17 protein-coding genes are annotated in these 24,979 nt (G+C 39.3%); 6 read left to right on the forward strand and 11 right to left on the reverse strand.

The genetic code is table 11. The features are described from left to right. Nucleotides 1-23 precede the first annotated feature (23 nt). From HS960_RS17065 to HS960_RS17090, 6 genes are read right to left on the reverse strand one after another with little or no spacing between them, the layout of a single operon-like run. Nucleotides 24-1,259: a quinol:cytochrome C oxidoreductase gene (locus HS960_RS17065; protein WP_182330150.1), complete on the reverse strand. Its 1,236-nt coding sequence runs from the start codon at nt 1,257-1,259 to the stop codon at nt 24-26. A gap of 19 nt (nt 1,260-1,278) precedes the next feature. After that, complete coding sequence (locus HS960_RS17070) at nt 1,279-1,917, reverse strand: c-type cytochrome (protein ID WP_376778456.1); 639 nt, start codon at nt 1,915-1,917, stop codon at nt 1,279-1,281. Continuing rightward, the gene (locus HS960_RS17075) at nt 1,901-2,437 is read right to left on the reverse strand and encodes a DUF3341 domain-containing protein (RefSeq protein WP_153846060.1); all 537 of its coding nucleotides are present in this window, start codon (nt 2,435-2,437) and stop codon (nt 1,901-1,903) included. The genes HS960_RS17070 and HS960_RS17075 overlap by 17 nt, the downstream gene beginning before the upstream one ends. A 6-nt stretch (nt 2,438-2,443) precedes the next feature. Then, complete coding sequence (gene nrfD / locus HS960_RS17080; RefSeq protein ID WP_046674137.1) at nt 2,444-3,928, reverse strand: NrfD/PsrC family molybdoenzyme membrane anchor subunit; 1,485 nt, start codon at nt 3,926-3,928, stop codon at nt 2,444-2,446. 29 nt (nt 3,929-3,957) lie between these two features. Further along, a complete protein-coding gene (locus HS960_RS17085) occupies nt 3,958-6,972 on the reverse strand; it encodes a TAT-variant-translocated molybdopterin oxidoreductase (protein ID WP_153846061.1) in 3,015 nt (1,004 codons plus the stop codon). A 37-nt stretch (nt 6,973-7,009) separates the two neighbouring features. Then, entirely contained in the window at nt 7,010-8,272 is a 1,263-nt protein-coding gene (locus HS960_RS17090) for a cytochrome c3 family protein (RefSeq protein WP_182330152.1), read from the reverse strand. Between the two features lie 433 nt (nt 8,273-8,705). Here HS960_RS17090 and HS960_RS17095 point away from each other — a divergent pair, with 433 nt between their 5' ends. Continuing rightward, nucleotides 8,706-9,086 carry a methionine-R-sulfoxide reductase gene (locus tag HS960_RS17095; protein ID WP_088160225.1) on the forward strand — a complete coding sequence of 127 codons (381 nt, stop codon included), beginning with the start codon at nt 8,706-8,708 and terminating at the stop codon, nt 9,084-9,086. On the opposite strand, the gene HS960_RS17100 is transcribed toward HS960_RS17095, so the two are convergent. Then, nucleotides 9,076-10,086 carry a LacI family DNA-binding transcriptional regulator gene (locus tag HS960_RS17100; RefSeq protein WP_153846063.1) on the reverse strand — a complete coding sequence of 337 codons (1,011 nt, stop codon included), beginning with the start codon at nt 10,084-10,086 and terminating at the stop codon, nt 9,076-9,078. The genes HS960_RS17095 and HS960_RS17100 overlap by 11 nt on opposite strands. Before the next feature lie 147 nt (nt 10,087-10,233). Between HS960_RS17100 and HS960_RS17105 the strand changes: the two genes are divergently transcribed. Next, entirely contained in the window at nt 10,234-12,516 is a 2,283-nt protein-coding gene (locus tag HS960_RS17105; RefSeq protein WP_182330154.1) for a GH92 family glycosyl hydrolase, read from the forward strand. 77 nt (nt 12,517-12,593) lie between these two features. Then, on the forward strand, nt 12,594-12,920 hold the full coding sequence (locus HS960_RS17110; RefSeq protein ID WP_153846065.1) for a DUF493 domain-containing protein: 327 nt from the start codon (nt 12,594-12,596) through the stop codon (nt 12,918-12,920). A gap of 72 nt (nt 12,921-12,992) precedes the next feature. On the opposite strand, the gene HS960_RS17115 is transcribed toward HS960_RS17110, so the two are convergent. The 4 genes from HS960_RS17115 to HS960_RS17130 all read right to left on the reverse strand — a co-directional run bounded on the left by HS960_RS17115 (nt 12,993) and on the right by HS960_RS17130 (nt 18,427). Further along, nucleotides 12,993-13,973 carry a hypothetical protein gene (locus tag HS960_RS17115; protein WP_182330156.1) on the reverse strand — a complete coding sequence of 327 codons (981 nt, stop codon included), beginning with the start codon at nt 13,971-13,973 and terminating at the stop codon, nt 12,993-12,995. A gap of 50 nt (nt 13,974-14,023) precedes the next feature. After that, nucleotides 14,024-16,210 (reverse strand): polyribonucleotide nucleotidyltransferase, encoded by a 2,187-nt coding sequence (gene pnp / locus HS960_RS17120; RefSeq protein ID WP_153846067.1) that lies wholly within the window; start codon nt 16,208-16,210, stop codon nt 14,024-14,026. A gap of 622 nt (nt 16,211-16,832) precedes the next feature. Next, a complete protein-coding gene (rpsO, locus tag HS960_RS17125) occupies nt 16,833-17,111 on the reverse strand; it encodes a 30S ribosomal protein S15 (RefSeq protein WP_159730588.1) in 279 nt (92 codons plus the stop codon). 104 nt (nt 17,112-17,215) lie between these two features. Beyond that, nucleotides 17,216-18,427 (reverse strand): acyltransferase family protein, encoded by a 1,212-nt coding sequence (locus tag HS960_RS17130; RefSeq protein WP_182330158.1) that lies wholly within the window; start codon nt 18,425-18,427, stop codon nt 17,216-17,218. Nucleotides 18,428-19,290: 863 nt separating this feature from the next. Here HS960_RS17130 and HS960_RS17135 point away from each other — a divergent pair. From HS960_RS17135 to HS960_RS17145, 3 genes are all read left to right on the forward strand, one after another. Beyond that, nucleotides 19,291-22,590, forward strand: coding sequence for a SusC/RagA family TonB-linked outer membrane protein (locus HS960_RS17135; RefSeq protein ID WP_182330160.1), 3,300 nt, complete (start codon nt 19,291-19,293; stop codon nt 22,588-22,590). Between the two features lie 16 nt (nt 22,591-22,606). Continuing rightward, nucleotides 22,607-24,307 (forward strand): SusD/RagB family nutrient-binding outer membrane lipoprotein, encoded by a 1,701-nt coding sequence (locus HS960_RS17140; protein WP_182330162.1) that lies wholly within the window; start codon nt 22,607-22,609, stop codon nt 24,305-24,307. 75 nt (nt 24,308-24,382) lie between these two features. Continuing rightward, nucleotides 24,383-24,973, forward strand: coding sequence for a redoxin domain-containing protein (locus HS960_RS17145; protein WP_182330164.1), 591 nt, complete (start codon nt 24,383-24,385; stop codon nt 24,971-24,973). Nucleotides 24,974-24,979 lie beyond the last annotated feature (6 nt).

Raw genomic sequence — 24,979 nt, forward strand, 5'->3', positions numbered from 1 at the left:
GTAACCTTCCTTTAAAAGTGAAACTATATCTGGTGATGCAAACTCTCATCCAAGAAAGGATGATTTTTAGGCACCAATGCTTGTTTGCTCAATTTACTCATCACTAAAAAGATGAACAAACCTAAGAAACCAAGTGCAGTTCCGATTTCAATGATACCAAATCCTCTATGTTCAGCAACAGTACCAGGCATGATCATGATATAATAATCTAGCCAGTGACCAGCCAATAATAGAATCGCTACGAACAACATCACGTTTTGTTTACGTTTAGCATCGCGATCCACTAATAGTAACAATGGTGCCACAAAGTTAATGATAATACTCAACCAAAACCAAGGTTTGTATTCAGGTTCCCAACGTTTGTAGAAATAAACTGTTTCCTCTGGAATATTTGAATACCAAATCAACATGAATTGTGCAAACCAAACGTAAGTCCAAAAGATGGAGAAACCGAACATCAATTTACCCAAATCGTGTAAATGATTTTCGTTTACCCAGTTCATATAACCAGCTTTCTTCAATACAACAACGATGATCGTGATACATGAAATACCACTTACCCACATTGCTGCAAAGTTATACCAACCGAACATTGTCGAAAACCAGTGTGCCTCTAAAGACATTACTGTATCGAAAGACCAAATAGGTGTAGTAAAACCGAAGATAACTAAGAAGATTGCCGACAATTTGAATGACTTTTTATAAGAAGTCAATCCACCTTCTAAATCTTCTTTATAAGAAAGTTTCGCAAAAATAACAGCAAAAATGCTATATGTTCCCATAAATACCACCTGACGGATCAAGAAGAATGGAACATTTAAATAAGCAGATTTGCCTGCGATAATAGGGTCAAAATTTGTACTATGCGGATCAGTGATACCATCTGCATTCCAGTGGTGATATAAGTTATGTGTGGTTAAACCTAAACCTACAATAACCAATAAAATCAATGAAGCAATTGGTAAAACACTCGCCATAGCCTGAGGTATACGTACCAAACCTGCAGACCATGCAGATTGTGTTACATATTGCAAGGCAACAAAGAATGTTCCAGCTGCGCATACACATGTAAAGTAATAACCCATCAATAACAAGTTGGCATAAGTACGCTCTACAGTAACGTGATCGCCCGAAAGCAACCCGAAAGCTACAGCAGCTACGCCTAGTACAACAGCGACAATACTGAACATTTTAGCTTTGCCAGCAAACTCGTATCGCTCGTTGAAATTATAATCGTGATGATGACTGTGAGTTCCCATTTATATATCTGATGTTAGATTATTTCTTTTGTAATTCGTGAACATACATAACAACTTTCCATCTCTCCTCTGGAGACAATTGAGATGCATGTGATCCCATGGAGTTGTGTCCGTAATAAATTGTATGGTAAATTTTACCATCAGTCAAGTCAGCCATCAAACCACCTCTTGAAGAGCTCGCCGCATCTGTTCTATGATAAGATGGTGGCGGAGGAAAGTTCTCTAATTGACGAGTGCCTCTTGAATCAGTCACGCTACGATCTTTCGTGATAGGACCATCACCTTTACCTTCTACTCCATGGCATATAGAGCAATAAGTTGTGAACAAAGCTTTACCTTTTTCAAGATTCTCGGCATTTACGACCAAAGGACTTTTTGCTTCTCTTCCTGCGCGTTCATAATCCTCTAATGTATTGGCGTACTCAAAACGAGTGAAACCAATTGGATCTGTACCTTTAGGAGGTGCCTGTGCTGTTTTTCCATCAGCAAAATTCGCATTAGGTTGATCCGGATTGAAAGCAAGCGGATCGTACATGTTACGAGAAAACTCTAAACCTGTACTACGAGTTGTTTTGTCACCACAAGAAGAAACAAGTGCTGTCAATGCCACAGCTGCGCATAGCGTTCCAAGTAAATTCTTCTTATTCATAGCTAACATATTTTCTATCATTGTACTTAACTTCAACAGCGCCAGCTTCTTTCAATAAGCTATCGATCAAAGCGTGATCTGTATTTTCATTGGCATCTACTGCAAGGATGAAACGATCATCTGTTGCTCTCAAGTCCATTACACGAGGTGCACGTCCTGGAAATAAGTGGTTACGGAAGAAAAACGTAGCAACCATACCCAAGGCACACAATAAGATAGTAACCTCAAATGTAACCGGAACAAAGTTTGGCATACCAAATGATGGTTTACCACCGATATTCATCGGCCAATCGTATGCCATTGTATAATACAACAAACTAAAACCCAATGTCGTTCCTAATGCTCCAAAGCAAAATGCTGCGATAGGCAAGCGAGAAGGTTTCACACCTAACTTCGCTTCGATGCCGTGAATAGGCATCGGAGTAAAGCAGTCGTAAATACTTATATTATTTGCTTGCAATTTGTCGATCCCATGCATCATTTCATCGGGATCCGCAAAACTACCTATTATATATTTTGTATTGCTCATTGCTGATTATTTTCTAACTGATAATTCTTTAATCTCTTCTTCTGTCACTGAATCATATTTCTCTAATGACTCTTGGAAGTACTTAACTTGTTCCTCAGGGAATGCGCCTTCTTGAGCCAATTTAGTTTTATGTTGTAATGAAGATGATTTCAACAACAATTTCACTTCGGCGATAGCGATACCCGGTAAGAAACGTAAGAACAATAAGAATAACGTAAAGAATAATCCAATTGAACCTACAAAGATACCTACGTCTGTCCAAGTTGGGTAGAACATTGCCCAAGATGAAGGCAAGTAATCACGGTGCAATGAAGTCACGATAATTACAAAACGCTCAAACCACATACCGATGTTTACAACAATCGATAAGATCCATGAGATTGGAATACTTGTACGGATTTTTTTGAACCAGAATAACTGTGGAGAAATTACGTTACAAGTCATCATTGACCAGTAAGCCCAAGCGTACGGACCCAACATACGGTTCTCGAAAGCATACATTTCGTATTCTGAACGAGAGTACATTGCGATAAACAACTCAGTCAAATAAGCTACACCCACGATAGAACCTGTCGTCATGATAATGATATTCATCGACTCAATGTGGAACATCGTGATGTAGTTCTCAAAGTTCATTACTTTACGTAAGATCAACAATAAAGTCTGTACCATCGCGAAACCAGAGAAGATCGCACCCGCCACGAAATATGGAGGGAAGATCGTCGTATGCCATCCAGGAATAACCGAAGTTGCAAAGTCCATGGATACGATCGTGTGTACAGAAAGTACCAGCGGAGTAGAAATACCTGCCAAGATCAATGACACGATTTCAAAACGTTGCCAAGTCTTAACTGAACCATTCCATCCGAATGATAATACAGAATAGATTTTTTGTTTTAATCCAGTAGCACGGTCACGAATTGTCGCGATATCCGGCAACAAACCACAGTACCAGAATACCAAGGATACTGTAAAGTAAGTTGAGATCGCAAACGCATCCCATACCAAAGGAGAGTTGAAGTTTACCCAAAGTGATCCAAATTGATTTGGAAGTGGGAAAATCCAATAAGCCAACCAAGGACGACCCATGTGAGCTACAACGTATGTAGCCGCACAGATTACCGCAAAGATCGTCATCGCCTCTGCAGAACGGTTGATTGAATTACGCCAGTTCTGGCGGAAGATTAATAATACAGCTGAAATCAACGTACCCGCGTGACCGATACCTACCCACCATACGAAGTCGGTGATATCCCAAGCCCAGCCTACAGTTTTATTCAGACCCCAAGCGCCGATACCTGTCCAAAAGGTATAACTAACGCTAACTACCCATAATAAAGCACCTAATACAGCAACGGTAAAACCAATCCACCATGCTTTATTCGGTTTATTTTCAACCGGTAGTAAGATATCATCCGTAATTTTTGCATACGTAATGTCCTTACCGGTCATTAATGGTTCTCTTAATATTGATTCGTTATGCGATGACATAGTATTTTTATTTCAAATATTGTACAAGATTACGCCTCAAAAGTGTTTCTAACTTTTGTCATATAACCGATACCCGGTTGAACATTGATTTCCTCAAGTACGTAATAAACACGCTCGTTGCGTAATGCTTTAGATACTTCTGATTCTGGATCATTTGCATCTCCAAAGATGATCGCATTTGCAGAACATGCTTGTTGACAAGCCATTTGGATATCGCCATCTTTAACTTTGCGATTTTGAATCTTAGCTTGCAATTTACCTGCTTGAATACGTTGGATACACATTGAACATTTCTCCATTACCCCACGTGAACGAGTAACAACATCTGGATTCAATACCAATTGTGTGAACTCATTGTTCAAGTAGTTGTCAAAACGTGAATCATTCCAGTATGCAAACCAGTTGAAACGACGAACTTTGAAAGGACAGTTGTTCGCACAGTAACGTGTACCAAAACAACGGTTATATGCCATATGGTTCAAACCTTCTGAAGAGTGTACTGTTGCCAATACTGGACAAACCGTTTCACAAGGTGCGTGACCACAGTGTTGACACAACATCGGTTGGTGAACAACAGTGATATCTTCGAAATCTAAATCAGCCGAAGCTCTTGCAATTTCTTTCTCTTTTGTAAGATCTTGATCTTTTCCTTCGATCGTATAGTAACGGTCAATACGTAACCAGTGCATTTCACGACGACGGCGAACCTCATCACGACCTACAACAGGAATATTATTTTCAACGTTACAAGCAACGATACAAGCACCACAACCTGTACATGCGTTCAAGTCGATCGCCATCACCCATTTGTGACCAGGTTGCTCATATTTGTTCCACAAATCGTATGTTTTGTGATTATCTGAAAAACGTCCTGCCTCAGAGTTAGGATCTTTCAAATAATTCGCAAATGTCGTTTCACGGATAACGTTACGACCCTCGATCGTGTGGTGTGTTTGTGTCTGTGCCAATTGGTAAGTACCAGACGCTTTCGCTACAGTTGCTTTAGCAACACCTTGTACTGTACCATTGATGATAGAAGCAAAAGGGAATGCGTTTTTACCAACTTCATTACCTGCTTTACCAACTTTTGTACGGCCGTAACCTACAGCAACTGAAACTGTTCCTTGTGCTTGACCTGGTTGTTGTACAACTGGCAATTCCAATTCAACACCATTTGCTTTTACAGTTACTTTACCGTCTTCACCCAAACCTAATTTCTCAGCATCTTTCGGGTTAAGAGCAGCATAGTTATCCCAAGTTACTTTAGAAACCGGGTCAGGCAATTCCTGCAAGTAAGCATTGTTTCCATAACGACCATCGCGAAGTGCAGAAGGCTCGTAAAGTTTCAACTCAAACTCACCGGTAATTGCTTTGCTTGATGCTTCAATTGCCGAAGCTGCTGCTGCAGCATTTCCTGTAAATGCAGGAGCTGTTGCCGCTTTAGCACCTTTATATTCAAAACCAGTTTGCAATATAGCATCCCAGTTTTTCGTAGAACCCGCTAAGATTTGTGTAGACCACAAGTTCTTAACGAAGTTGTACATATCTGTATCATTTCCTGCCCAAGTCAACAAGCTTTGTTCAACTTGACGTGTTTTGAAAACAGGATTGATTGTTGGTTGAACGATAGAGAACAAACCTTCTTTTGGATTCGCATCACCCCAAGATTCCAAGAACGTACTTGCTGGAGCAATCGCTGTCAATTCAGAAGCTGTTTCATCCGCACGTTGCGAAAATGACAAGGTGAAAGGAACTTGTTTCAACGCTGCTTTTACATCATCTGCTTTGAAGTAGTCATACACCGGGTTGCTATTCAAGAAGAATGCAACACCAACTTGACCTGATTTCGCTGCTGCTAAGAAAGCTTGGAACGAAGAATCCGAACCTTGGTATTGTTTAGAATAGTTATCCAAATCGATGATTGTACCGTAAGCACCTAATGCAACGTTGATTGCATTAACTAATACCTGTACATTGACATCGTTAGATCCAGCAACAACAACTGCTGCGCCTTTGTTGTTCACCAATTCTTTCGCCGCTAGAGCGACACCTTTTTGTGCCTTTTTGTTTGCAGTAGCACCAGCCAAAGACTGACCAGTGATCGCATTATATAAAGCAACCAATGTAGCTCCTTCTTCCGAAGGTTTGATTGCAATACGTGCATCCGCATTTGTACCAGTCATGGAAAGACCAGACTCAAATTGCACGTGACGTGACATTTTTCCGTTTTTCAACGATTTATAATCACGGTTTTTAGCGTATTGTTGTGTATGCTCCTCACCTGCTAACCAAGTTCCTAAGAAATCAGCTGCAACTGAAACAATCACATTTGCTTTTTCAAAATTATATGAAGGTACAACAGCTTTACCAAATGAAGCTTTATTCGCCTCAATAATACCGCTGTAAGAAACAGCATCGTATTGTACATGGTTAACTGTTGGGAATTTCGTTGCAAAAGCAGCGATAGCCGCCAACGTCGAAGGACTGTTTACGGTGTTAGAAACGATCGTAATTTGTTTACCAGAAGATGCTGCTGCATTCAAAGCTTTAACAACTTCCCCATCCAATTTAGACCACTCAACATCTTGACCTTTCAATTGTGCCTGTTTCAATTTGGACTCATCATATAAATCCAATACAGAAGCAGCAGTTGTTGAATCCAAACCTTGGTTCAAACCAATTGCATTCGGGTTAGGCTCAACATTGATCGGACGACCTTCACGAGTTTTAACCAAGATACTTTGACCGTTGAACGTCGAAGCATAATAGTTAGGGATACCTGGAGTTACCTCTTCAGGTTTAATCAAATAAGGAACTGCCTTATGCACAGGAGTACGGTTACAAGCCGCTAAAGAAACAGCACCCAAACCAAATCCTAATGCTTTCAAGAAGTCACGGCGAGGAGTTTTAGTACTCAAGCCAGCTTCGTTTAATACATCTTCTACAGGAATAGATTCGGCAAACTCACCCTTGCTTCCTTCAACGAAAGCAGGAGTTTGATTTAACTCTTCCAAACCTTTCCAATATTTTTTATTGCTATCCATTTAAGCTGTATATAAGATTGCGTATTTCAAATAATTATTAATAGTGACACTTACCACACTCAAGACCACCGATCATGGCTGCAGTCATTTTCTCACCTTTCTTAATTCTTTCGTGTGCTTTAATCAAATCTTCATAGTATTTATTGTCCGATTTGATATCTGTCTTTTTGTGACAATCAACACACCATTTCATCGTCAATGGAGAGTATTGGTATACTTCTTCCATATTTTGGATTGGACCGTGACAAGTTTGACACTCAACACCAGCTACCACAACGTGTTGTGAGTGGTTGAAGTAAGCAAAGTCAGGTAAGTTGTGAATACGAACCCATTGAATTGGTTTCGGATTGTTACCGTAAGTACGCGTATCAGGATTCCAATCCAATGCACGATAGATTTTAGCAATTTCCGGAGAAATTTCACCATCATAATGCTCTGAAGCAGTGATTGTATTGTGACAGTTCATACATACGTTGGCCGATGGAATAGACGCATTTTTAGATTTAAATGCTCCACCGTGACAGTATTGACACTCAATTTTGTTAACACCAGCGTGGATTTGATGAGAGAACTTAATTGGTTGAACCGGCTGATAGCCTTGGTGAACACCAACGTTCCACATGGTTTTCCAACCACCTACAGCTAATAATGCAACCAACATCAAGACTGTAAAGCCAACCAACTTCTTGTTTTTAACGAATGCTTTCGCAAACTTCACAAAACGTTGGCTATCTTCTGGCTCTTGTTGCGCAGCAATAGCTTCTTGGTTTTTAGCAATAACATTTTCTAAGGTACGGATCACACGATTCAACACCACGATAACCACTACAGCCAAAACAACAACTGCGATCAAGCCCAAAATCATGAACATAGATGCGTTATCATCTTTAGCTCCAGCACCACCAGGAGTTTCAGTTTTCGGTTTCTCCTTAGAAGCATCTGTGATATACGCTAATACCGACTTGATCTGATCGTCAGATAAATCAGTAAAAGAAGTCATCACAAGCTTGTTGTTCTCTTCGAAGATTTTAACTGCATCAGCATCGCCAGACGCAATTAAAGCCTGAGAGTTCTTGACCCACTTGATTAACCAAGCTTCGTCTTTCGTCTCTGGAATCCCCTTTAAAGCAGGACCAACCACTTTTCTGTCAATGGCGTGACAGGATGTACACTTAGATTTGAAGATTTTTTCACCTTCCTTGACATCTTGCGCATGCAACGTCGTAACGGCAAATAATAGCATCAAACTCGTTGACACCACCCTCGCAAGGCTTCCCAAAACGGATGAGATAGTTCTCATATTTAGCACTTTATACTATTTATTTGTGAATGTAAAAAATTAACTCCCATGGTTAAAGGAGCCACTACCCCCCTAACAATGCCACAAAAGTATGATTTATTAACAAATCGCTGACAATTTTGTGACCTTTAATATCAATTTATAATCATTCTAAACAAATGGGTTTAAACTAGGATAAAACAACATTAAACTATTAAAGTGGTCCCATCGCTACAACTTTTCATTTGGATAGCTATTCAAATATAAGACAATTCCATGACAATTTAAAATACCTAAATTCGACTATCACTATGGACACAAAAAATTTTTTTTCGTCTTTATTTCCGTAACTTTATCAAGATGAATGGAGAACTTTATCAAGATGAATGGAGCCCCGTCCAGGATCGAGTCCCGGACCAAAAATTAAAGGGCCAAGACTAAACACACGACAATCATGGAAACAAACAAAGAATACAACCCATTAAGTAAAGAAGAGGAGTACATTATTATACATAAGGGAACTGAACGCCCTTTTACCGGTGAACTTTTGGACAATAAGCTCAAAGGAACTTATATCTGCCGTCGTTGTGACAGCCCACTATACCGTTCGGAGTCGAAATTTGAATCTGGCTGTGGCTGGCCAAGTTTTGATGATGAAATTCCCGGGGCAATTACAAGGATCACGGATGCCGATGGTCGCCGCACTGAAATCCTGTGTAGTAAATGTGGCGCGCATTTAGGCCATGTATTCCTGGGAGAAGGCTTTACGACAAAAAACACGCGTCACTGCGTTAATTCTATTTCAATGAAATTTGTAGCCGATACTACGAAGTAACTTTCACTTTAGTCGACTCACGAACTTTCAGTTCACAAGGCAACACCATTCTACGTGTTGCTTTTATTTTACCCTGAAGACGCAGCAACAAAATATTGATCAGATTCTCAGCAATATCCTTGATCGGCTGCGAAACAACCGTAATAGAAGGTTCAACCAGCTTAAAAACCGTATGGTCGTCAAAAGCAATCACCGCCGGCATCGTAAAATTAAATTTTTTGGAAGCCTTCAAACCCGAAATCGCCAGATAGTTCGTTGAGAACAAAACGGCATCCAGCCTATTTTCACAGATAAACTCCCGCAAAGATTCCATTGCTTCCTCATCCGAAGCATCCATCTGAATCTTTTGAATAAAACTTTGCTGCTTATTATTATCCATAGCCTTCATATAGCCATCTGAACGCTCCTTCATTTGAGTCTGATCCGAATAGAGCGATACAAATCCGATACGTCTATAGCCCTGTTGGCACAAATGGTTACTGGCATCAAAGGCCCCCTGAAAATTATCCGCACCAACATAGTCTGTTTCAAGATCCGGAAAATAACGGTCGAAGAGTACAACCGGAATATTATTCTGTTGCAACTGCTTTACTGTATCTTCCAAACCATCGGAAGGTGTAATAATAAAACCATCTACCTGCCGATCGTAAAACATCTGGATTAACTCCTTCGCTTTTTCCACATCATTGTTGGTACTACAATAAATAATACGATAGCCCTGCTCATAGACCTTACTTTCGATCAGACGCGCTATATTCCCAAAAAAAGGATTGGAAATATCTTCGATAATCAAACCCAAAATCTTCGTCTTCCCTGTGCGGAGACTTTTCGCCAATTCGTTGGGCTTATAGCCGACCTTTTTGACATAGTCCAAAACCCGCTTAGTCAAAGCCTCACTAATACGCTTTTCTTTTGCCTTATCATTCAAAATAAAGGACACAGTAGTTACAGAAATCCCCAACGCCTTTGCGATATCACTGATCAGAATACGTTTCTTCATGTAGTAGTAGTAGGTTTGTTAAGTTTTTTATTACGAAGATTACTAAAGTAAAAAATTTAACGACAATTTACTAAAATAATAATAAAATTGCGCTAAAAGGTTTTATTTACTAATTTTAAGCAGTTTTCAAATACCCGAACAAAACCTATGACAGGAAATAAACTACTCAAAACAGTGTTGGGCACAATAATTTTGCCATTTTGTGCGCAAGCCCAGCAAAATCTTACGCAATATGTCAACCCCTTTATTGGGTCAGCGGATCATGGTCACGTCTTTGTTGGTGCAAATGTACCTTTAGGTGCTGTACAATTGGGACCTACCCAAATTCCACAGATTTGGGACAAGTTCAACGGATGGGATTGGTGCAGTGGATACAATTACAAAAGCCAGGAAATTTTGGGTTTTACCCATACCCACCTGAGCGGAACAGGTATCGGTGACCTCAACGACCTCATGATTGTTCCAGCCAACGGAAAATTACAATTAACGCCAGCGGAATTCAATAAAATGAATACAGGCTATGGTTCTTCCTTCAAAAAGGAAAATGAGGTTGCCAAGCCCGGATTCTATAGCGCTTATTTAGATGACTATCAGGTACAGGCCAATTTGACGGCTACCGAACGTGTTGGCTATCATCAATATCGCTATGAAAAAACAGATAATGCACATATTTTAGTGGACTTAGGTTACCATATCAATTGGGATAAACCGACAGACACCTACATCAAACAGGTTAACGACTCGACCTTTGTTGGTTACCGCTTTTCAACAGGATGGGCAACTGACCAAAAATTGTATTTTGCGATCAGAACTTCCCAGCCGATACAAAAAGTAAGATTTTTCGACGGTAAAGAAGAAAAATTAGGCCAAACAACATTTAAAGGACAGGCGATCAAAGCAGCTTTATTCTTTGATGCTGTTAAAAACAAAACCATCGAACTCAAAGTTGGTATCTCTCCCGTAAGCTCGACCAATGCCCTGAATAATATCAATGCAGAGATTCCAAGCTGGAATTTTGAAAAAGTAAAGCAAGAAGCCGATCAACGTTGGAACAAAACCTTAAATAAGATTCAATTTGAAGCCGACAAAGATACGAAGACCATCTTCTATACCGCATTATACCATACCTACTTCGCTCCTACCATCTTTAACGATGCAAATGGCGATTATTTAGGAACTGACAAACAAGTATACGAAAAACAGGATTTTGTCAACCATACCGTATTTTCGCTTTGGGACACCTACCGTGGGCTTCACCCTTTGATGACCATCTTGGAGGACCGTAAAATCAACCAGGATTTTATCAAGACGATGTTGGCTATCTATCAACAACAAGGTAAATTGCCAATGTGGCACTTACAAGGCAATGAAACCAATACCATGGTGGGCCTGCCTGCGATTCCAGTGATTGCAGACGCTTTCTTAAAAGGAATTATTGACGAGAAAGATTATCCTTTGGTTTGGGAAGCTGTTAAGACCACAGCTATGGGCAATGATCACGGCTTGAAATATGCCCGTGAGCTGACTTACATTCCTATCGACAGCATGCCTAATGAGTCTGTAGCATGGGCATTAGAGTATGCGATTGCCGACTTTGGTGCTTATAAAATTGCTGAAAAGCTAGGTAAAACAGAAGACGCTGTCTATTTCAAAAAACGCTACAAACTATATGAGCAGTATTTTGACAAAGAAGTAGGTCATTTCGTCGGTAAAAAAGCCAATGGCGAGTTCCGCAGACCTTTCGACCCGCTAATGGCCAAACACCGCGAGAATGATTATTGCGAAGGAAATGCATGGCAATATACCTGGTTAGTACCTCAAGATGTCAAAGGTCTGATCAATCTTTTCGGTGGTGAGGAGAAATTTTTGAAAAAACTGGATTATTTTACGACCATGTCATCGGATCTTGGTGGTGAAGCTTCTCCAGATATTTCAGGACTAATCGGCCAATATGCGCAAGGTAACGAACCTAATCACCATATCCCTTATTTATATGCTTACGCTGGACAACCTTGGAAAGGTGCAGCCTTAGTACGTAAAGCGATGACGGAGTTTTACACAAACAGTCCAGCTGGTCTATGTGGCAATGATGACGTCGGACAAATGAGCGCATGGTATGTGTTCTCAGCAATGGGCTTCTATCCACTGAATGCAATGAGTGGTGTTTATGTCTTCGGCTCTCCAATGATGCAACATGCGAACATCAATTTACCAAATGGCAAAACTTTAGCTATCGATGTTAAAAATCAAGGTAAAGCAAATCAATACATTAAATCGATCAAATTGAATGGTAAACCTTATGCTAAATCGTTCATTACACACGCACAGCTTTTAGAAGGTGGACAGATGGAAATCGAGATGAGTGCTACGCCAAACAAAAACTTTGGTAAAAACAAAGCCGATTGGCCTTCAAGCATTGACAATAATTAACTGAAAAATTGTCAGTAAAACATTACTGGATTAATATTTGTTAATACCTTAATAACATATTTAAGGAGAAACAAAACATGGCAGATTACAAAAACATCAATATACAAGATATCCCCGATGGAGGTGATAATCCAAAAGACTTCTATGAAACTTTCAAAGAGCGCTTAGAAGACTTAGAAACATTTCCAAAGGACTATACGTATAAATTTATCTTACCAAAAGATCAGGACCACTTCAATCAAATCCAGAGCATATTTGATGAAACAGGTGCTCAGTTTGATTTTAAGGATTCCAAAACAGGTAAGTATACTTCAATTACGGTAAACTTGAACGTAAAAGACGCCGATCAGGTGATCTACTTCTACAAAGAAGTAGCGAAGATAAAAGGTGTTATCATGTTATAAAACCACAAAATCAGGCTGTCAATTCGACAGCCTGATTTGTTTTCTGATCTACATATTAGCCTTACTACTCCCCTATTTCATCATAACGACATCAAGCCAATAATCGCCGCTAAATCTCTTACTAGCATAGTGCAACTTGAATAGATTAACAGCAGTCTCCTCATTTAAAAAATCAAAAATTCGTTTGACATCCCGTCGGGCAGCAAACTGTTTCCAGCTATTTTTCCGATCATAAAAGAAAGACATTTGTCCATTCAAGCTATTCCAAGTCCCGCCCAGCGCATATAACTTCGTTTCACTAAACAGTATATTAAAATAGTCTTTATATACTGAGCAATCGAGCGTAATCTCTTTATTTTTATTAGCCATCCAGTCAAATCGATACGAACAATACATTGGATTCCCATAGTAAATACCAGGTTTATGGGGAATCTTGGCCTCCTCAAAAAATTGCTTGAGCAATTTCACTACTTCTGGCTCGCCATCGTATGCTAAGGGCACAGCACTAAGCTCACGATCCATATATAAGGTAAAAGAAGACAGATTGAGGCCCCAGCGTCCTTGATGATCCAATAAAAACTTGGACAAACGCTCCAAGAGCGGTGACATCCCACCTCTGAATGAGCCCTGCACGGAAAGTGCTTCAAATGGTCTCGCCTCGTTAAATTTATAAGGGCTTTCATACACATCCACCACAAAGCGGTTATATTCCCGATCAAAATTAATGTAAAGCTCATCTGTCATTGAATCTCTGATAGCTTTATCCTTTAAGATTAACCTATTAAGAGGCCAAAATAAATCCTGTTTATAGGACCACAAAATGGCACGATCCAGTTTATAAAACTCATAACGCCCCTTGGGCAAGATCATATTATTTTTATCTGCATAATGCTGTACAGTGGCAGACAGCTCCTGGAATTTATCCCCGTAAGACCGCTGACCATACACTGACACATGCATGAGGACAAACACCAAAATCTGACCAGGTTTAAACAGAAACAAACGAAGTATACTTTTCATAGGATAAAGATGCAGGTAAGCCTTATTTTCCATAAAAAAAGCCCGCTTAAAGCGGGCTTTTCTTATCATTTGAAAAGATAAACTTATTCTTGGCCAGCACCAGCTACAGGAGCTTCGCCAGCAGGTTTATCCTGCTTTGGTTTGTCTTCTTTCGGAGGACGAGGTAATAACGCTTTACGAGAAAGCTTCATTTTACCTTGTTTGTCGATATCCAACAATTTAACCGTTACTTTATCACCTTCTTTAAAGATACCGTCCATTGTTTCAAGACGTTTCCAGTCGATTTCAGAGATGTGCAATAAACCATCTTTACCAGGCATGATTTCAACGAAAGCACCGAATGGCATAATTGATTTCACTTTACCTTCGTAAGTTTCACCAATCTCTGGTTTAGAAGCGATTGCTTTAATACGACCTACTGCATCATCGATAGCCGCTTTATTATCTGCGAATACTTGAACAACACCTTTGTTATCAACTTCTTCGATCGAAATTGTAGCACCGGTCTCACGTTGCATCTCTTGGATAATTTTACCACCCGGTCCGATTACAGCACCAATAAATTCTTTATCGATCAACAGTTGAACGATACGAGGTGCATGTGGTTTGTAGTCTTCACGTGGAGCAGAAATTGTTTTCTTCATCTCACCTAAGATGTGTAAACGCGCTTCTTTTGCTTGATCCAAAGCTTGCGTCAACACTTCCCATTTCAAACCATTGATTTTTAAGTCCATTTGACAAGCAACGATACCATTTTCTGTACCAGTTACTTTAAAGTCCATATCACCTAAATGATCTTCATCACCTAAGATATCCGATAAGATCGCATATTTACCAGTTTTCTCATCAGAAATCAATCCCATGGCAATACCTGAAACTGGCGCTTTCAATTTTACACCGGCATCCAAAAGTGCTAATGTACCAGCACATACAGTTGCCATAGAAGAAGAACCATTTGATTCCAGGATATCAGAAACAACACGGATAGTATATGGATTCTCACTGTCTGCAGGAAGTACCTGTTTCAATGAACGCATTGCTAAGTTACCGTGACCAACTTCACGACGGCCTGGACCTCTATTAGGTCTTACCTCACCTGTAGAGAATGCAGGGAAGTTGTAGTGAAGAATAAATTTGTTATAACCGTTGATAAAAGCACCATCGATCATTTGCTCATCGTCTTTAGCACCTAAAGTAACCGAAGTCAATGCTTGTGTTTCACCACGCGTAAATACAGCCGAACCGTGTGCAGCAGGCAAGTAATCCACTTCAGACCAGATCGGACGTACAGTACGTACATCACGTCCATCTAAACGCATACCTTCATCCAAAACTAGGTTACGGACAGCATCATACTGAACATCGTGGAAATATTTTTTAAATAAGAATGCCGTGTCATCATCCAATTCCTCTGGCATTGTTGCTCTGTACTCTTCTGCGATTTTTGCGAAGTTCTCAGAACGGTCATGTTTTGCAGAAGCAGATTTTGCAATAGCGTAAACCTTATCGTAAGTAGCTGCAAAAATAGCATCTCTCAATTCAAGGTTTTCAGGCTCATGGTTATACTCACGCTTCACAGTTTTACCAACTAAGTTAGCCAATTCTACTTGAGCAGCAACTTGTTTTTTGATAGCTTCATGAGCAAAAGCAATCGCTTCTACCATCTCAGCTTCAGAAATTTCTTTCGCTTCACCTTCAACCATACCGATATCTTGTGCAGAACCAGCAACAATAAATTCTAAAGTTGCTTTTTCAAGTTCAGATAATTTTGGATTGATCACCAGTTGACCATCAATCTTTGCTACGCGAACTTCAGAAATTGGTCCATTGAAAGGAATATCAGAAACAGCAATAGCTGCAGAAGCAGCCAAACCTGCTAAAGCGTCAGGCATAATATCTTTATCTGCAGAGATCAAGCTGATTGCCACTTGTGTATCTGCGTGATAGTTTTCAGGGAACAAAGGACGTAATGCGCGGTCTACCAAACGCGAGATCAATACCTCATAATCCGATAGTCTAGCTTCACGACGTAAGAAACCTCCTGGAATACGGCCTGTTGCCGCATATTTTTCTTGATAATCTACCGAAAGAGGTAAAAAATCAACGCCAGATTTAGCTTCTTTAGCTGAAACGACTGTTGCAAGCAACATCGTATCACCTTGTTTTAATACTACAGCACCATCAGCCTGTTTTGCTAATTTCCCTGTAGACAATTCGATCTGGGTGCCATTACCCATATCGATGGTCGTTTTAATTTCGTTGTAATTCATTTAATCTTGTTTGCGACATGCTTTTCATCTTGTTGGCAGCATGCCAATATTTTAAATACATTAGATTTCAGCACAAAGGTAAATTAAAATATTAAGATTAATGCAATTAACAGCAGGCTAAATCATCAAACCATCGGAATACGGCAGCAACTGCCTTAATCTGTCAAGCAATGAATCGATTGAAGTTCCCTCAAGTTCTCTTATCTCTCGAAAAAGACTTACAAAGACCTATCAGTTGTAACGGTGGATTTAACCTATTGCGCAGTATAAGACAATAAAAACAAGTATAAGACATAGTTATCATTTTCGGAGATTCCTCGGTGCTTCTTCGGTACTTGTTCGGAGCTTCTTCGGTACTTCTTCGGTTGGTAACGAAGAAATAGCGAACAAGCTCCGAGGAAAAAGCGATTAAATAACGACTAAATAGTGAAACTGAAGTAAGGGACAACTAGCCCAATCTCGTCCGCTAACCTAAGGAAGTCCTGAACTACGACAAAAGCCATGACGAACAGAAAACGACCATGCTGATGCGAAAAGTCCTATAACAATTCGGGCACGATAAGCACAATAAAAAAAGCCATCCAAAAATTGGATGGCTTTCTTAACACCTTTGTATTAAAGCTTATTTGATAATATCACGTAAACCTAGACCTTTAATGATCGCACGGTAACGGTTGATATCTTTTTTGTAAAGATAAGCTAATAATGAACGACGTTTACCTACTAACATTTGTAGGGCACGTTGTGTACCGAAATCTTTTCTGTTTTTTTTCAAGTGCTCAGTTAAGTGAGCAATTCTCTTAGTGAATAAAGCAACTTGACCTTCAGTAGATCCTGTGTTTGTAGCTGATCCAGCAAATTCTGCGAAGATTCCAGCTTTGTACTCTTTACTTAAATACATTTCCTGAATAATATTAAAGCGTTAAAAATTTTATTAATTGGCTGCAAAGATAGTAAAAATCTTTGAGTGCCAAAATAATTTAACAAGCAAAGATCCAGCTGATGCTACACCTTTACATAAATTTTCTTTTTATCCAACCAATAGCAGATTACCCACATCAACGTCAGGAAACATAAGGAATATACAAAAGAGCCTACTTCCGGTATCCCGGGGGCTTTCGCACAAACGTATTTATAGAACCAGGCAAAAGCGTCGAGGTATTTTTGCGTGCCATCCTCTTTTACACCATCGGGAATACGGAACAATCCCAAAAAGCGTGGCAAAATCCCGCTCAATACAAAGATGAATAACGGATTTTTACCAAAAACATCAAAAAACTGTGTCAATTTATTTTTGACACCCTGTACCTCAATAAACCAGATCATACCACCTAGTGTCATAGTTGCCAAACCTGTTGTATAGAGCACATAGGAACTTGTCCATATTTTTTTGTTGATCGGAAAACCCAAAGCCCATATCCAAGCCAATACGACCAAAATAAATCCGGTCACAAACATCCCCGCCAGCAATTTAAAATGGGGCTCATGCGAGGCCGGCACTTTGGACCAAAGCCAATCCACCTGACCTTGCTTTTTTATAAATACACCAACTAAATAGCCAAAGACGACCTGAACAATTGTCGGTAATGTGCTCATCAGCCCTTCTGGATCAAATGGCACCCCTTCCCCTTTGTAAACATGCGGTAAACCTAGGATTGCTATATCATACTTTGTACCGAACCAGCCTTCTAAGCTATAGGGATCTGCTCCTCCGGCTATTGCACAGATTGCCCAATATAACAACAGTATGATTGCCGAGATCCAAATAATCGTTTTTTCTTTAAAATAATAAGCTAAAATCGAAGCAAAACAGTATGCAACTGCGATGCGTTGGAGTACACCGAAAATCCGAATTCCCCGGCTCGGATCAATGCCATCAACCCATTGTTTAAAAATAAGCTCCGCACCATCCCATTTCACAAAAGGCCACCAATTGATGAAAAGTCCAATCGCAAAAATCAAGATCGTCCGTTTAATTACTTTTTGCCAAAATACTGTAGGCCCCGCCTCCTGTAAACGAGGTATAACAAAAGACATGGCATTACCCACTGCGAAAAGAAAGAAAGGAAAAACCAGGTCTGTAGGTGAACATCCATGCCATTCTGCATGTTTTAGCGGTGCAAACATATGAGCCCATGTCCCTGGATTATTTACCATAATCATCAGTGCCACAGTAGCCCCACGAAAGACATCCAAGGAGTAATAGCGTTGTTTCATAATCAGATACTATAATTAAGAGGTAAATATAAGGTATTTAACCTTCATTTTTATGCCTAATCCACAATTTAATGGCATAAACAGGAAGGTTAAACGATAAGATTGTTACAATAACAAACGTTTGCATAGATTTAATGGCTAAGAATCAAATACTTTTTAAATATTTTTAAAAAGTATTTGAAACTTAACGGTAAATAACTAATTTTAGCCAACAACTTTTATACTAACCATATTTTGTTGTTTAAACGAAACAGTCAGAAATAACCGTCTGGCCATAAAAAATTATTAACGAAAGTACCTTAGATTAACAGTAAACATCAGGTGTAATCCCATGGATTTGCCCATCATAAAACAACTTTACTAACCTTAAATAATAGAAAATGAATTTATTACGCAAAAAAAACAAGCGAAAAAGCAAGTGAAGCCGCTTAGTACAATTTCCAAGCAAGCACAACGAACTTTATTAATTCAGCGAGAGAGGCAAGCACGCTATTCAATCTCTCGGCTTCCTGAAATGACGTAAATCCTATTTTAAGTTGCCCACAAAGTGCAAAAAAAATTATTTAAACAATCTTAAACTGTAAAGAAAAGCCTTAACAATTATCAAATCAATCTGATAGTCAATATCTTTTCGATGAACACCCGAATGAATTTGGATCAGGCTATAAAGTAAATCATATGCCGTTAGCCTAGGGCTGAATGGAGAAAATAAAAGCCTTAAAATTAGCGGTAAATTATTTTAGTAGCCATCCATATCAACCGTTAGCAGTAACGGTAACGAATGAGAGACCATATAACAAACTTAAACAACGTTAGAAGTTGTAAATAAAAACTAATCATTATTAATACTAAATATTATAAGCATGAGTCTATTTTACAAAAGATCCGCAGGATTGGCGATATGTACTCTTTTTAGTGCATCGGCTCTCTATGCGCAGCAGACTATTACCGGAACGGTAAAGGATGCCAATGGACCAATTTCTGGGGTAACAGTTGCTGTAAAAGGCACTACTAGGGCCACACAAACCACCGTAAATGGATCCTTCAATATCCAAGCGGCACAGGGCGAAACGATTCGTATAACACGAGTTGGTTACACTCCACAAGAAATCTTAGTCGGTACCAATACAAAAATTAGTATCACATTATCACAAAATGCATCCGCTTTAGATGAAGTTGTTGTAACTGGCTTAGGTGAATCCAGAGAGCGTCGACAACTGGGATACGCAATGACACAAATCAGTGGAGAAGACATTGCAAAAACAAATGCTATTAACCCAATTGCAGCTTTGCAAGGAATGGTCCCCGGCATGCAAGTTAACGTTGGTACCGGTGGCCCTCAATCGACTCCGCGTTTTCTTATTCGGGGGGCAAGCTCGCTCGATCCTTTCGGCAATACCCCTTTAATTGTCGTAGACGGTATCATTATGGATGATGACGTCGTCATACCAAATCGCGGTGGAGAACAAGATTTCGGTAACATTCTTAAAAATTTCAACTTAGATGATATCGAATCTATCTCTGTTTTAAATGGAGGGTCCGTTACCGCTCTTTATGGCAGTAGAGCAAGTAATGGGGTAATTTTAATTACGACCAAAAAAGGTTATTCTCAACGTGGACTGGGAGTTTCTTTTACCCACACACAAGGAATCGACGATCCTTATGCAACAGTAGACTTTCAAGATAAATACGGCACCGGAATATTACCGAACTACGTTTATCCCAAAGGTAATGATGGCTTAGAACAGATTCCCGCCACTTATTTTGGCTATAGTTTTGGACCAGCCTTTGACGGACGCACGCTGAAAGATCCTGCCGGGCACGAAATAAAATTTCAGCCAAACAACAGCATCCTTGATCTCTACCAGACAGGCCAATACAGAAACTCTAATTTAGCGCTTTCTGGAGGAAACGAACAAACGACATTTCGTATCTCCTATTCAAATTCGTATGCAAAAGGAGTAGTTCCACAAAATAAATTTGATAGAAATAGTATTGCATTAAGAGCTACTCATCGCATTAGAAAAGCTGTCGTAATAGATGCGGGGGCAACATATGTTGGGAGCAACAGTTTCAACCCAAATCGTTCTTCTGGAGGAAACAATTTAATGTATGGTCTCACATGGGGAATGCCTAGAGAGTATGACCTAATGTATTGGAAAGATCAATATCTAAACCCTATCAATGGCGGTGTTAGTGATCAAGATCCGACTTCATCACAAGGCGTATTTTTCACGTTGTACGAACAAAAACAACTTCAAAAAGAAGAAAACTTCCGTGGTAATATCAATGCAAAGATTAACTTCACGGATTGGCTACAAATGGAAAATATCTTCAGCGTAAATCTATTCAATGCCAATAACGAACAGAGAAACAGGGGACAAGAATCTAATTTTAACGGAGGTAGCTACCGCACAAATCAGTATCGAGTAATCCAAACAAGATATCATAGTAATATTAACTATAGAAAAACTTTCAATGACTTTGAAGTCACTGCATTAGGAGGAGCTGAAGTAAATCGCTCCGAACGTAAGGGGTTAGAAGCGTGGACCAATGGCATGCGTATCCCAGACATATTCCGTCTTTCCAATTCAACAAACGCTATAGGCTATTCTGAAAGCAAACCTTATATTAGTCAAAGTTTTTCCTTGTTATTTCAAGGTGCAGTCACCTATAAAAAATGGCTTACATTAAATCTCTACGGACGTAATGACTGGGATTCATCTCTTCTATACCCTGACCAGACTGGTACATACTCCTATTTTTACCCAGGAATGGATCTAGCGTGGACATTCCATGACGCTTTGAAATTACCTTCCACTATATTCAGCTTCTCCAAATTAAGATTTTCTTACAATATCGTAGGAAAGGGAACTGATGCATACAGAGCGATGACTGGATATTATCTTCCTACTAGTAATTATATTAGTGCAGAAAACGGCGAAATAACGCGTTATTATTTCGACTCAAATAATTTAGGAAACAGGCATCTTGTCCCAGAAAAAAGCTCTACCTGGGAAACAGGTACTGATTTAAGATTTTTAAATAATCGTTTGGGAATTGATTTTACATATTACCAAAAAAACACTAAAAATCAGATTATCAACCTACCAGTTTCACAAGAATCAGGCGTAAGCAATGCGCTTATCAACAGTGGTCATATCCGAAACCAAGGAATCGAAGCTAAGATATATGGTACTCCCATTAAAAAAGAAAATTTTTCTTGGGACGTAGCTTTTAATTATACGCGTAATAGAAGCAAAATTATTGCATTGGCACCAGGTGTAACAGTCTCATCACTAGAAGGCGATGACGGTATTAGGGCTATCGCTGAAGTAGGAGGAGAATACGGCGTTATGGTTGCCTCTTATGGTCTAGCTCGTTTCCAGGCAAGAGATGGTTCAGGAAATCCAATAGATCATCCGAGCAATGGAAAATACGTTATGTCACCTACAACAACGGGAGCATCGTACGTACGTTCGCAAAACTATGCGCAAGGATTAGAGAAAGAAGTTAAAATTGGGTCCACACAACCCAAATTCCTCGGAAGCATTATTAACACCGTGAACTACAAAGCCCTATCATTAAGTGTAATGCTCGATTCTAAATTTGGCGGATATGTATATTCTCCAACATACAATTATGGCTCTCAAACTGGACAAATAGCGAGTACATTATACGGTCGAAAAGGAGAAGCTGGAGGGATACAATTTAAGGATGCAAATGGAAATGAGGCTTGGGGACTTATTCCCGATGGCGTTTTTGCCCAAGGAACAATGTTAGGCGGTAAAGATGTTGGAGGTATGAGCTATCAGGAAGCAGTAGATCAGGGATTAAAAAATCCTATGCTCACCTATGCATACTACAATAACACATTCGGTTGGGGTGCTGGTATCCGCGAAAAATCTGCGTTCGAATCCTCATGGGTAATGGTAAGAGACGTCTCTGTAAGCTACGACTTGCCTCGTACAACAGCATCAAGATTCAAACTTAACAATTTGCGCATGACACTATCTGGCAGGAATTTAGGATATCTTTACAATAGTTTACCAGACAATATCAATCCAGAAGATTATCGTAGTACTGGATCTGCATCTGCATTTTTAGGTGGAGGAACGCCACTAATAAGAAGCTTCTCTGTCACGTTAAACACCAATTTTTAAGTTAAAAAGTTTGATCATGAAAATATTATCAAGACACTTAAATAGAATTACTATTCTATCTATATTTATCGCTACACTAAGTGCGTGTAGCAAAAAAGATTTCGCAGAATATAACACGGATCCTGATGCGGTTATTAATATCTCTTTACCACCACTATTCGCGCAAGCAATCACTTCAGCCCACAACAATGATTTCGAAGCGTTTTATGATAATTACAATTTCATTTCAAGATGGTCTCGTGCTTTTCTGTCACGAACAGGAAATGGTATAACGGTTTCAGAAAATGCGGCCAATACAAATAATCGCTATGGAAGATTTTATATTGGTGTTGGGAATGTCCTTGTTGATATCCAAAAAACTGTCGATAAAATGAGTGAAGACGAAAAGGCCAGATATGTCTATATGCGCACCATTCCAACAATACTAAAAGTATATAACGCCTGGTATGTTTCTGACGTTAACGGCAGTTTAGCTTATACCGAGGCATTTGGGGCGAGATACGGCGGTACCTTAACCCCTAAATACGAAACACAAAGCGAATTATATGCGACCTTTGATCAAGAATTAAAGGCAGCAGTAGAAGTTCTAAAAAAAGAACAACCCGTTGAACAATTTAGCTATGGTAACAGTGATCTTTATTTCAAAGGTGATGTGTCTCGATGGATTAAGGCAGCTAATTCGCTTCGTTTAAAAATTGCATTACGCTTGTCAAAACGCGACCCGCAACGCATGGCAACGATTGTTAAAGAAGTACTTGCCAATAGTAGTAATGTAATTAACAGTGCAGATGAAGAATGGGTATTTTATCCAGGAGCTCAGTTTACTGGCGGTGGCAATTGGAACATTACAGGCAACGGAAGGGCTTTTGTAGGAGACCACGATGTGATTGATTATATGTGGAATAATCAAGATCCGCGCTTACGTTTCTTCTTTGTGAAAAATATGTGGAGCGAAGATAATTTCGCTTTAGCTAAAGCACAAGGCAAAATACCGTCCTCATCCATTTTTGATACAAGGCGTTATTATGGTCAGTACTCTAGCCCTTCGTCTCCAAACGATCCAAAAAAATCAAGATTCTTTACGCCAATTCAGATAGCAAATGGCCAAAGTACGATTACATTAGATACAGTTTCCAGAATACAAGATAGATTATTCCAACCCGAAAATAACGGTGGCACGGGATTAGGTACAATGCCATTGATAACTTATGCTGATGTATGCTTTATGCGTGCTGAACTAGCCCAACGTGGAACAACTAGCGAAAGTGCTGAAGAATGGTACTATAAAGGTGTTGAAGCCTCTTTAAAGTTTTATGATAAAGCAGCAAAAAAAGCGCTTATCTATGACTACTCTCCTTTGACAGATACTGAAATAGCAACGTTTAAACAACAGCCGGACATTAAATTCAAAGCAAGCAAAGGATTAGAACAAATTGTATTGCAAGCTTATTTAAATTTCTTCAAAAATTATAATGAAGCGTGGGCAATAGTAAAAAGAACAAATATGCCAAATAATAACACGGCAATTGCTTTTGAACCTTGGTTCGTTGAAGGTCAAGCAATAAAAATGCCACGGAGATTCGTAATAAACTATCCATTAGCAGGCGATTACAATTATCAAAATCGTTTCGATGCAATCGAAGAAATGAGAAAAGATCCTGATTTCGGAGAGCCAACAAGCATATTGGGACGTGTATGGTGGGACAAAAGTGAATAATACAACACAATGCAACTTACCTGACCCTTTATTGGATCAGGTAAGTTCTTTTACTTTAATAAACTGGAAAATGTTATGCCCATAATAAATATCCAAAGATTACTTGGAAAAGGACTCATGATGAGCCTTCTATTGATGTTATTCTTTCCTTCGAAAGCATTCTTACAAACCATAAATAAAGAAATATTTAGGTTGACAGACATCAATAAAAATTCAGACACTTCATTTGTGCCTTCTGAATTGGCTACAGTCTATATCTTTTTATCGCCCGAATGCCCATTGTGTCAAAACTATACAAAAGACATAAATGCCTTGGCAAAGCAGTATGGTGATAAAATATCATTTATTGGTATTTTTCCTGGAGAATTATACGAGTCCTCCGAAATTCAGGCTTTTGCAACGAAATACAAACTTAACATACCATTATTCCGAGACAGCAATTTAAATCTAACCAATTTTCTTCATGTTAAAATCACTCCCACAGTTACGTTCGTCGAAAAAGGAAAAGTAATTTATTTTGGAGCTATTGATAATTGGGCAATTGATTTGGGCAAAAAAAGAACAGTGACAACAGCACACTATTTAGCAGATGCTTTACGACAACACCTGTCAAAACAAGCGATTACTATAAAAAAGACAGAACCTATCGGGTGTATCATTAACTGATATTGA

It is taken from the genome of Sphingobacterium paramultivorum (genome assembly GCF_014109745.1).
Classification (GTDB): Bacteria; Bacteroidota; Bacteroidia; order Sphingobacteriales; family Sphingobacteriaceae; genus Sphingobacterium; species Sphingobacterium paramultivorum.

Excerpts from the sequence above, each read along its gene's own strand:
- rpsO (WP_159730588.1), bottom strand. The coding sequence starts at position 17,111 with ATGTATTTAAGTAAAGAGTACAAAGCTGGAATCTTCGCAGAATTTGCT.
- HS960_RS17100 (WP_153846063.1), bottom strand. The coding sequence starts at position 10,086 with ATGAAGAAACGTATTCTGATCAGTGATATCGCAAAGGCGTTGGGGATT.
- HS960_RS17130 (WP_182330158.1), bottom strand. The coding sequence starts at position 18,427 with ATGAAACAACGCTATTACTCCTTGGATGTCTTTCGTGGGGCTACTGTG.
- HS960_RS17115 (WP_182330156.1), bottom strand. The coding sequence starts at position 13,973 with ATGGAAAATAAGGCTTACCTGCATCTTTATCCTATGAAAAGTATACTT.
- HS960_RS17135 (WP_182330160.1), top strand. The coding sequence starts at position 19,291 with ATGAGTCTATTTTACAAAAGATCCGCAGGATTGGCGATATGTACTCTT.
- nrfD (WP_046674137.1), bottom strand. The coding sequence starts at position 3,928 with ATGTCATCGCATAACGAATCAATATTAAGAGAACCATTAATGACCGGT.
- HS960_RS17075 (WP_153846060.1), bottom strand. The coding sequence starts at position 2,437 with ATGAGCAATACAAAATATATAATAGGTAGTTTTGCGGATCCCGATGAA.
- HS960_RS17110 (WP_153846065.1), top strand. The coding sequence starts at position 12,594 with ATGGCAGATTACAAAAACATCAATATACAAGATATCCCCGATGGAGGT.
- HS960_RS17070 (WP_376778456.1), bottom strand. The coding sequence starts at position 1,917 with ATGTTAGCTATGAATAAGAAGAATTTACTTGGAACGCTATGCGCAGCT.
- HS960_RS17145 (WP_182330164.1), top strand. The coding sequence starts at position 24,383 with ATGCCCATAATAAATATCCAAAGATTACTTGGAAAAGGACTCATGATG.
- HS960_RS17065 (WP_182330150.1), bottom strand. The coding sequence starts at position 1,259 with ATGGGAACTCACAGTCATCATCACGATTATAATTTCAACGAGCGATAC.
- HS960_RS17140 (WP_182330162.1), top strand. The coding sequence starts at position 22,607 with ATGAAAATATTATCAAGACACTTAAATAGAATTACTATTCTATCTATA.
- HS960_RS17090 (WP_182330152.1), bottom strand. The coding sequence starts at position 8,272 with ATGAGAACTATCTCATCCGTTTTGGGAAGCCTTGCGAGGGTGGTGTCA.
- HS960_RS17085 (WP_153846061.1), bottom strand. The coding sequence starts at position 6,972 with ATGGATAGCAATAAAAAATATTGGAAAGGTTTGGAAGAGTTAAATCAA.
- HS960_RS17095 (WP_088160225.1), top strand. The coding sequence starts at position 8,706 with ATGGAAACAAACAAAGAATACAACCCATTAAGTAAAGAAGAGGAGTAC.
- pnp (WP_153846067.1), bottom strand. The coding sequence starts at position 16,210 with ATGAATTACAACGAAATTAAAACGACCATCGATATGGGTAATGGCACC.
- HS960_RS17105 (WP_182330154.1), top strand. The coding sequence starts at position 10,234 with ATGACAGGAAATAAACTACTCAAAACAGTGTTGGGCACAATAATTTTG.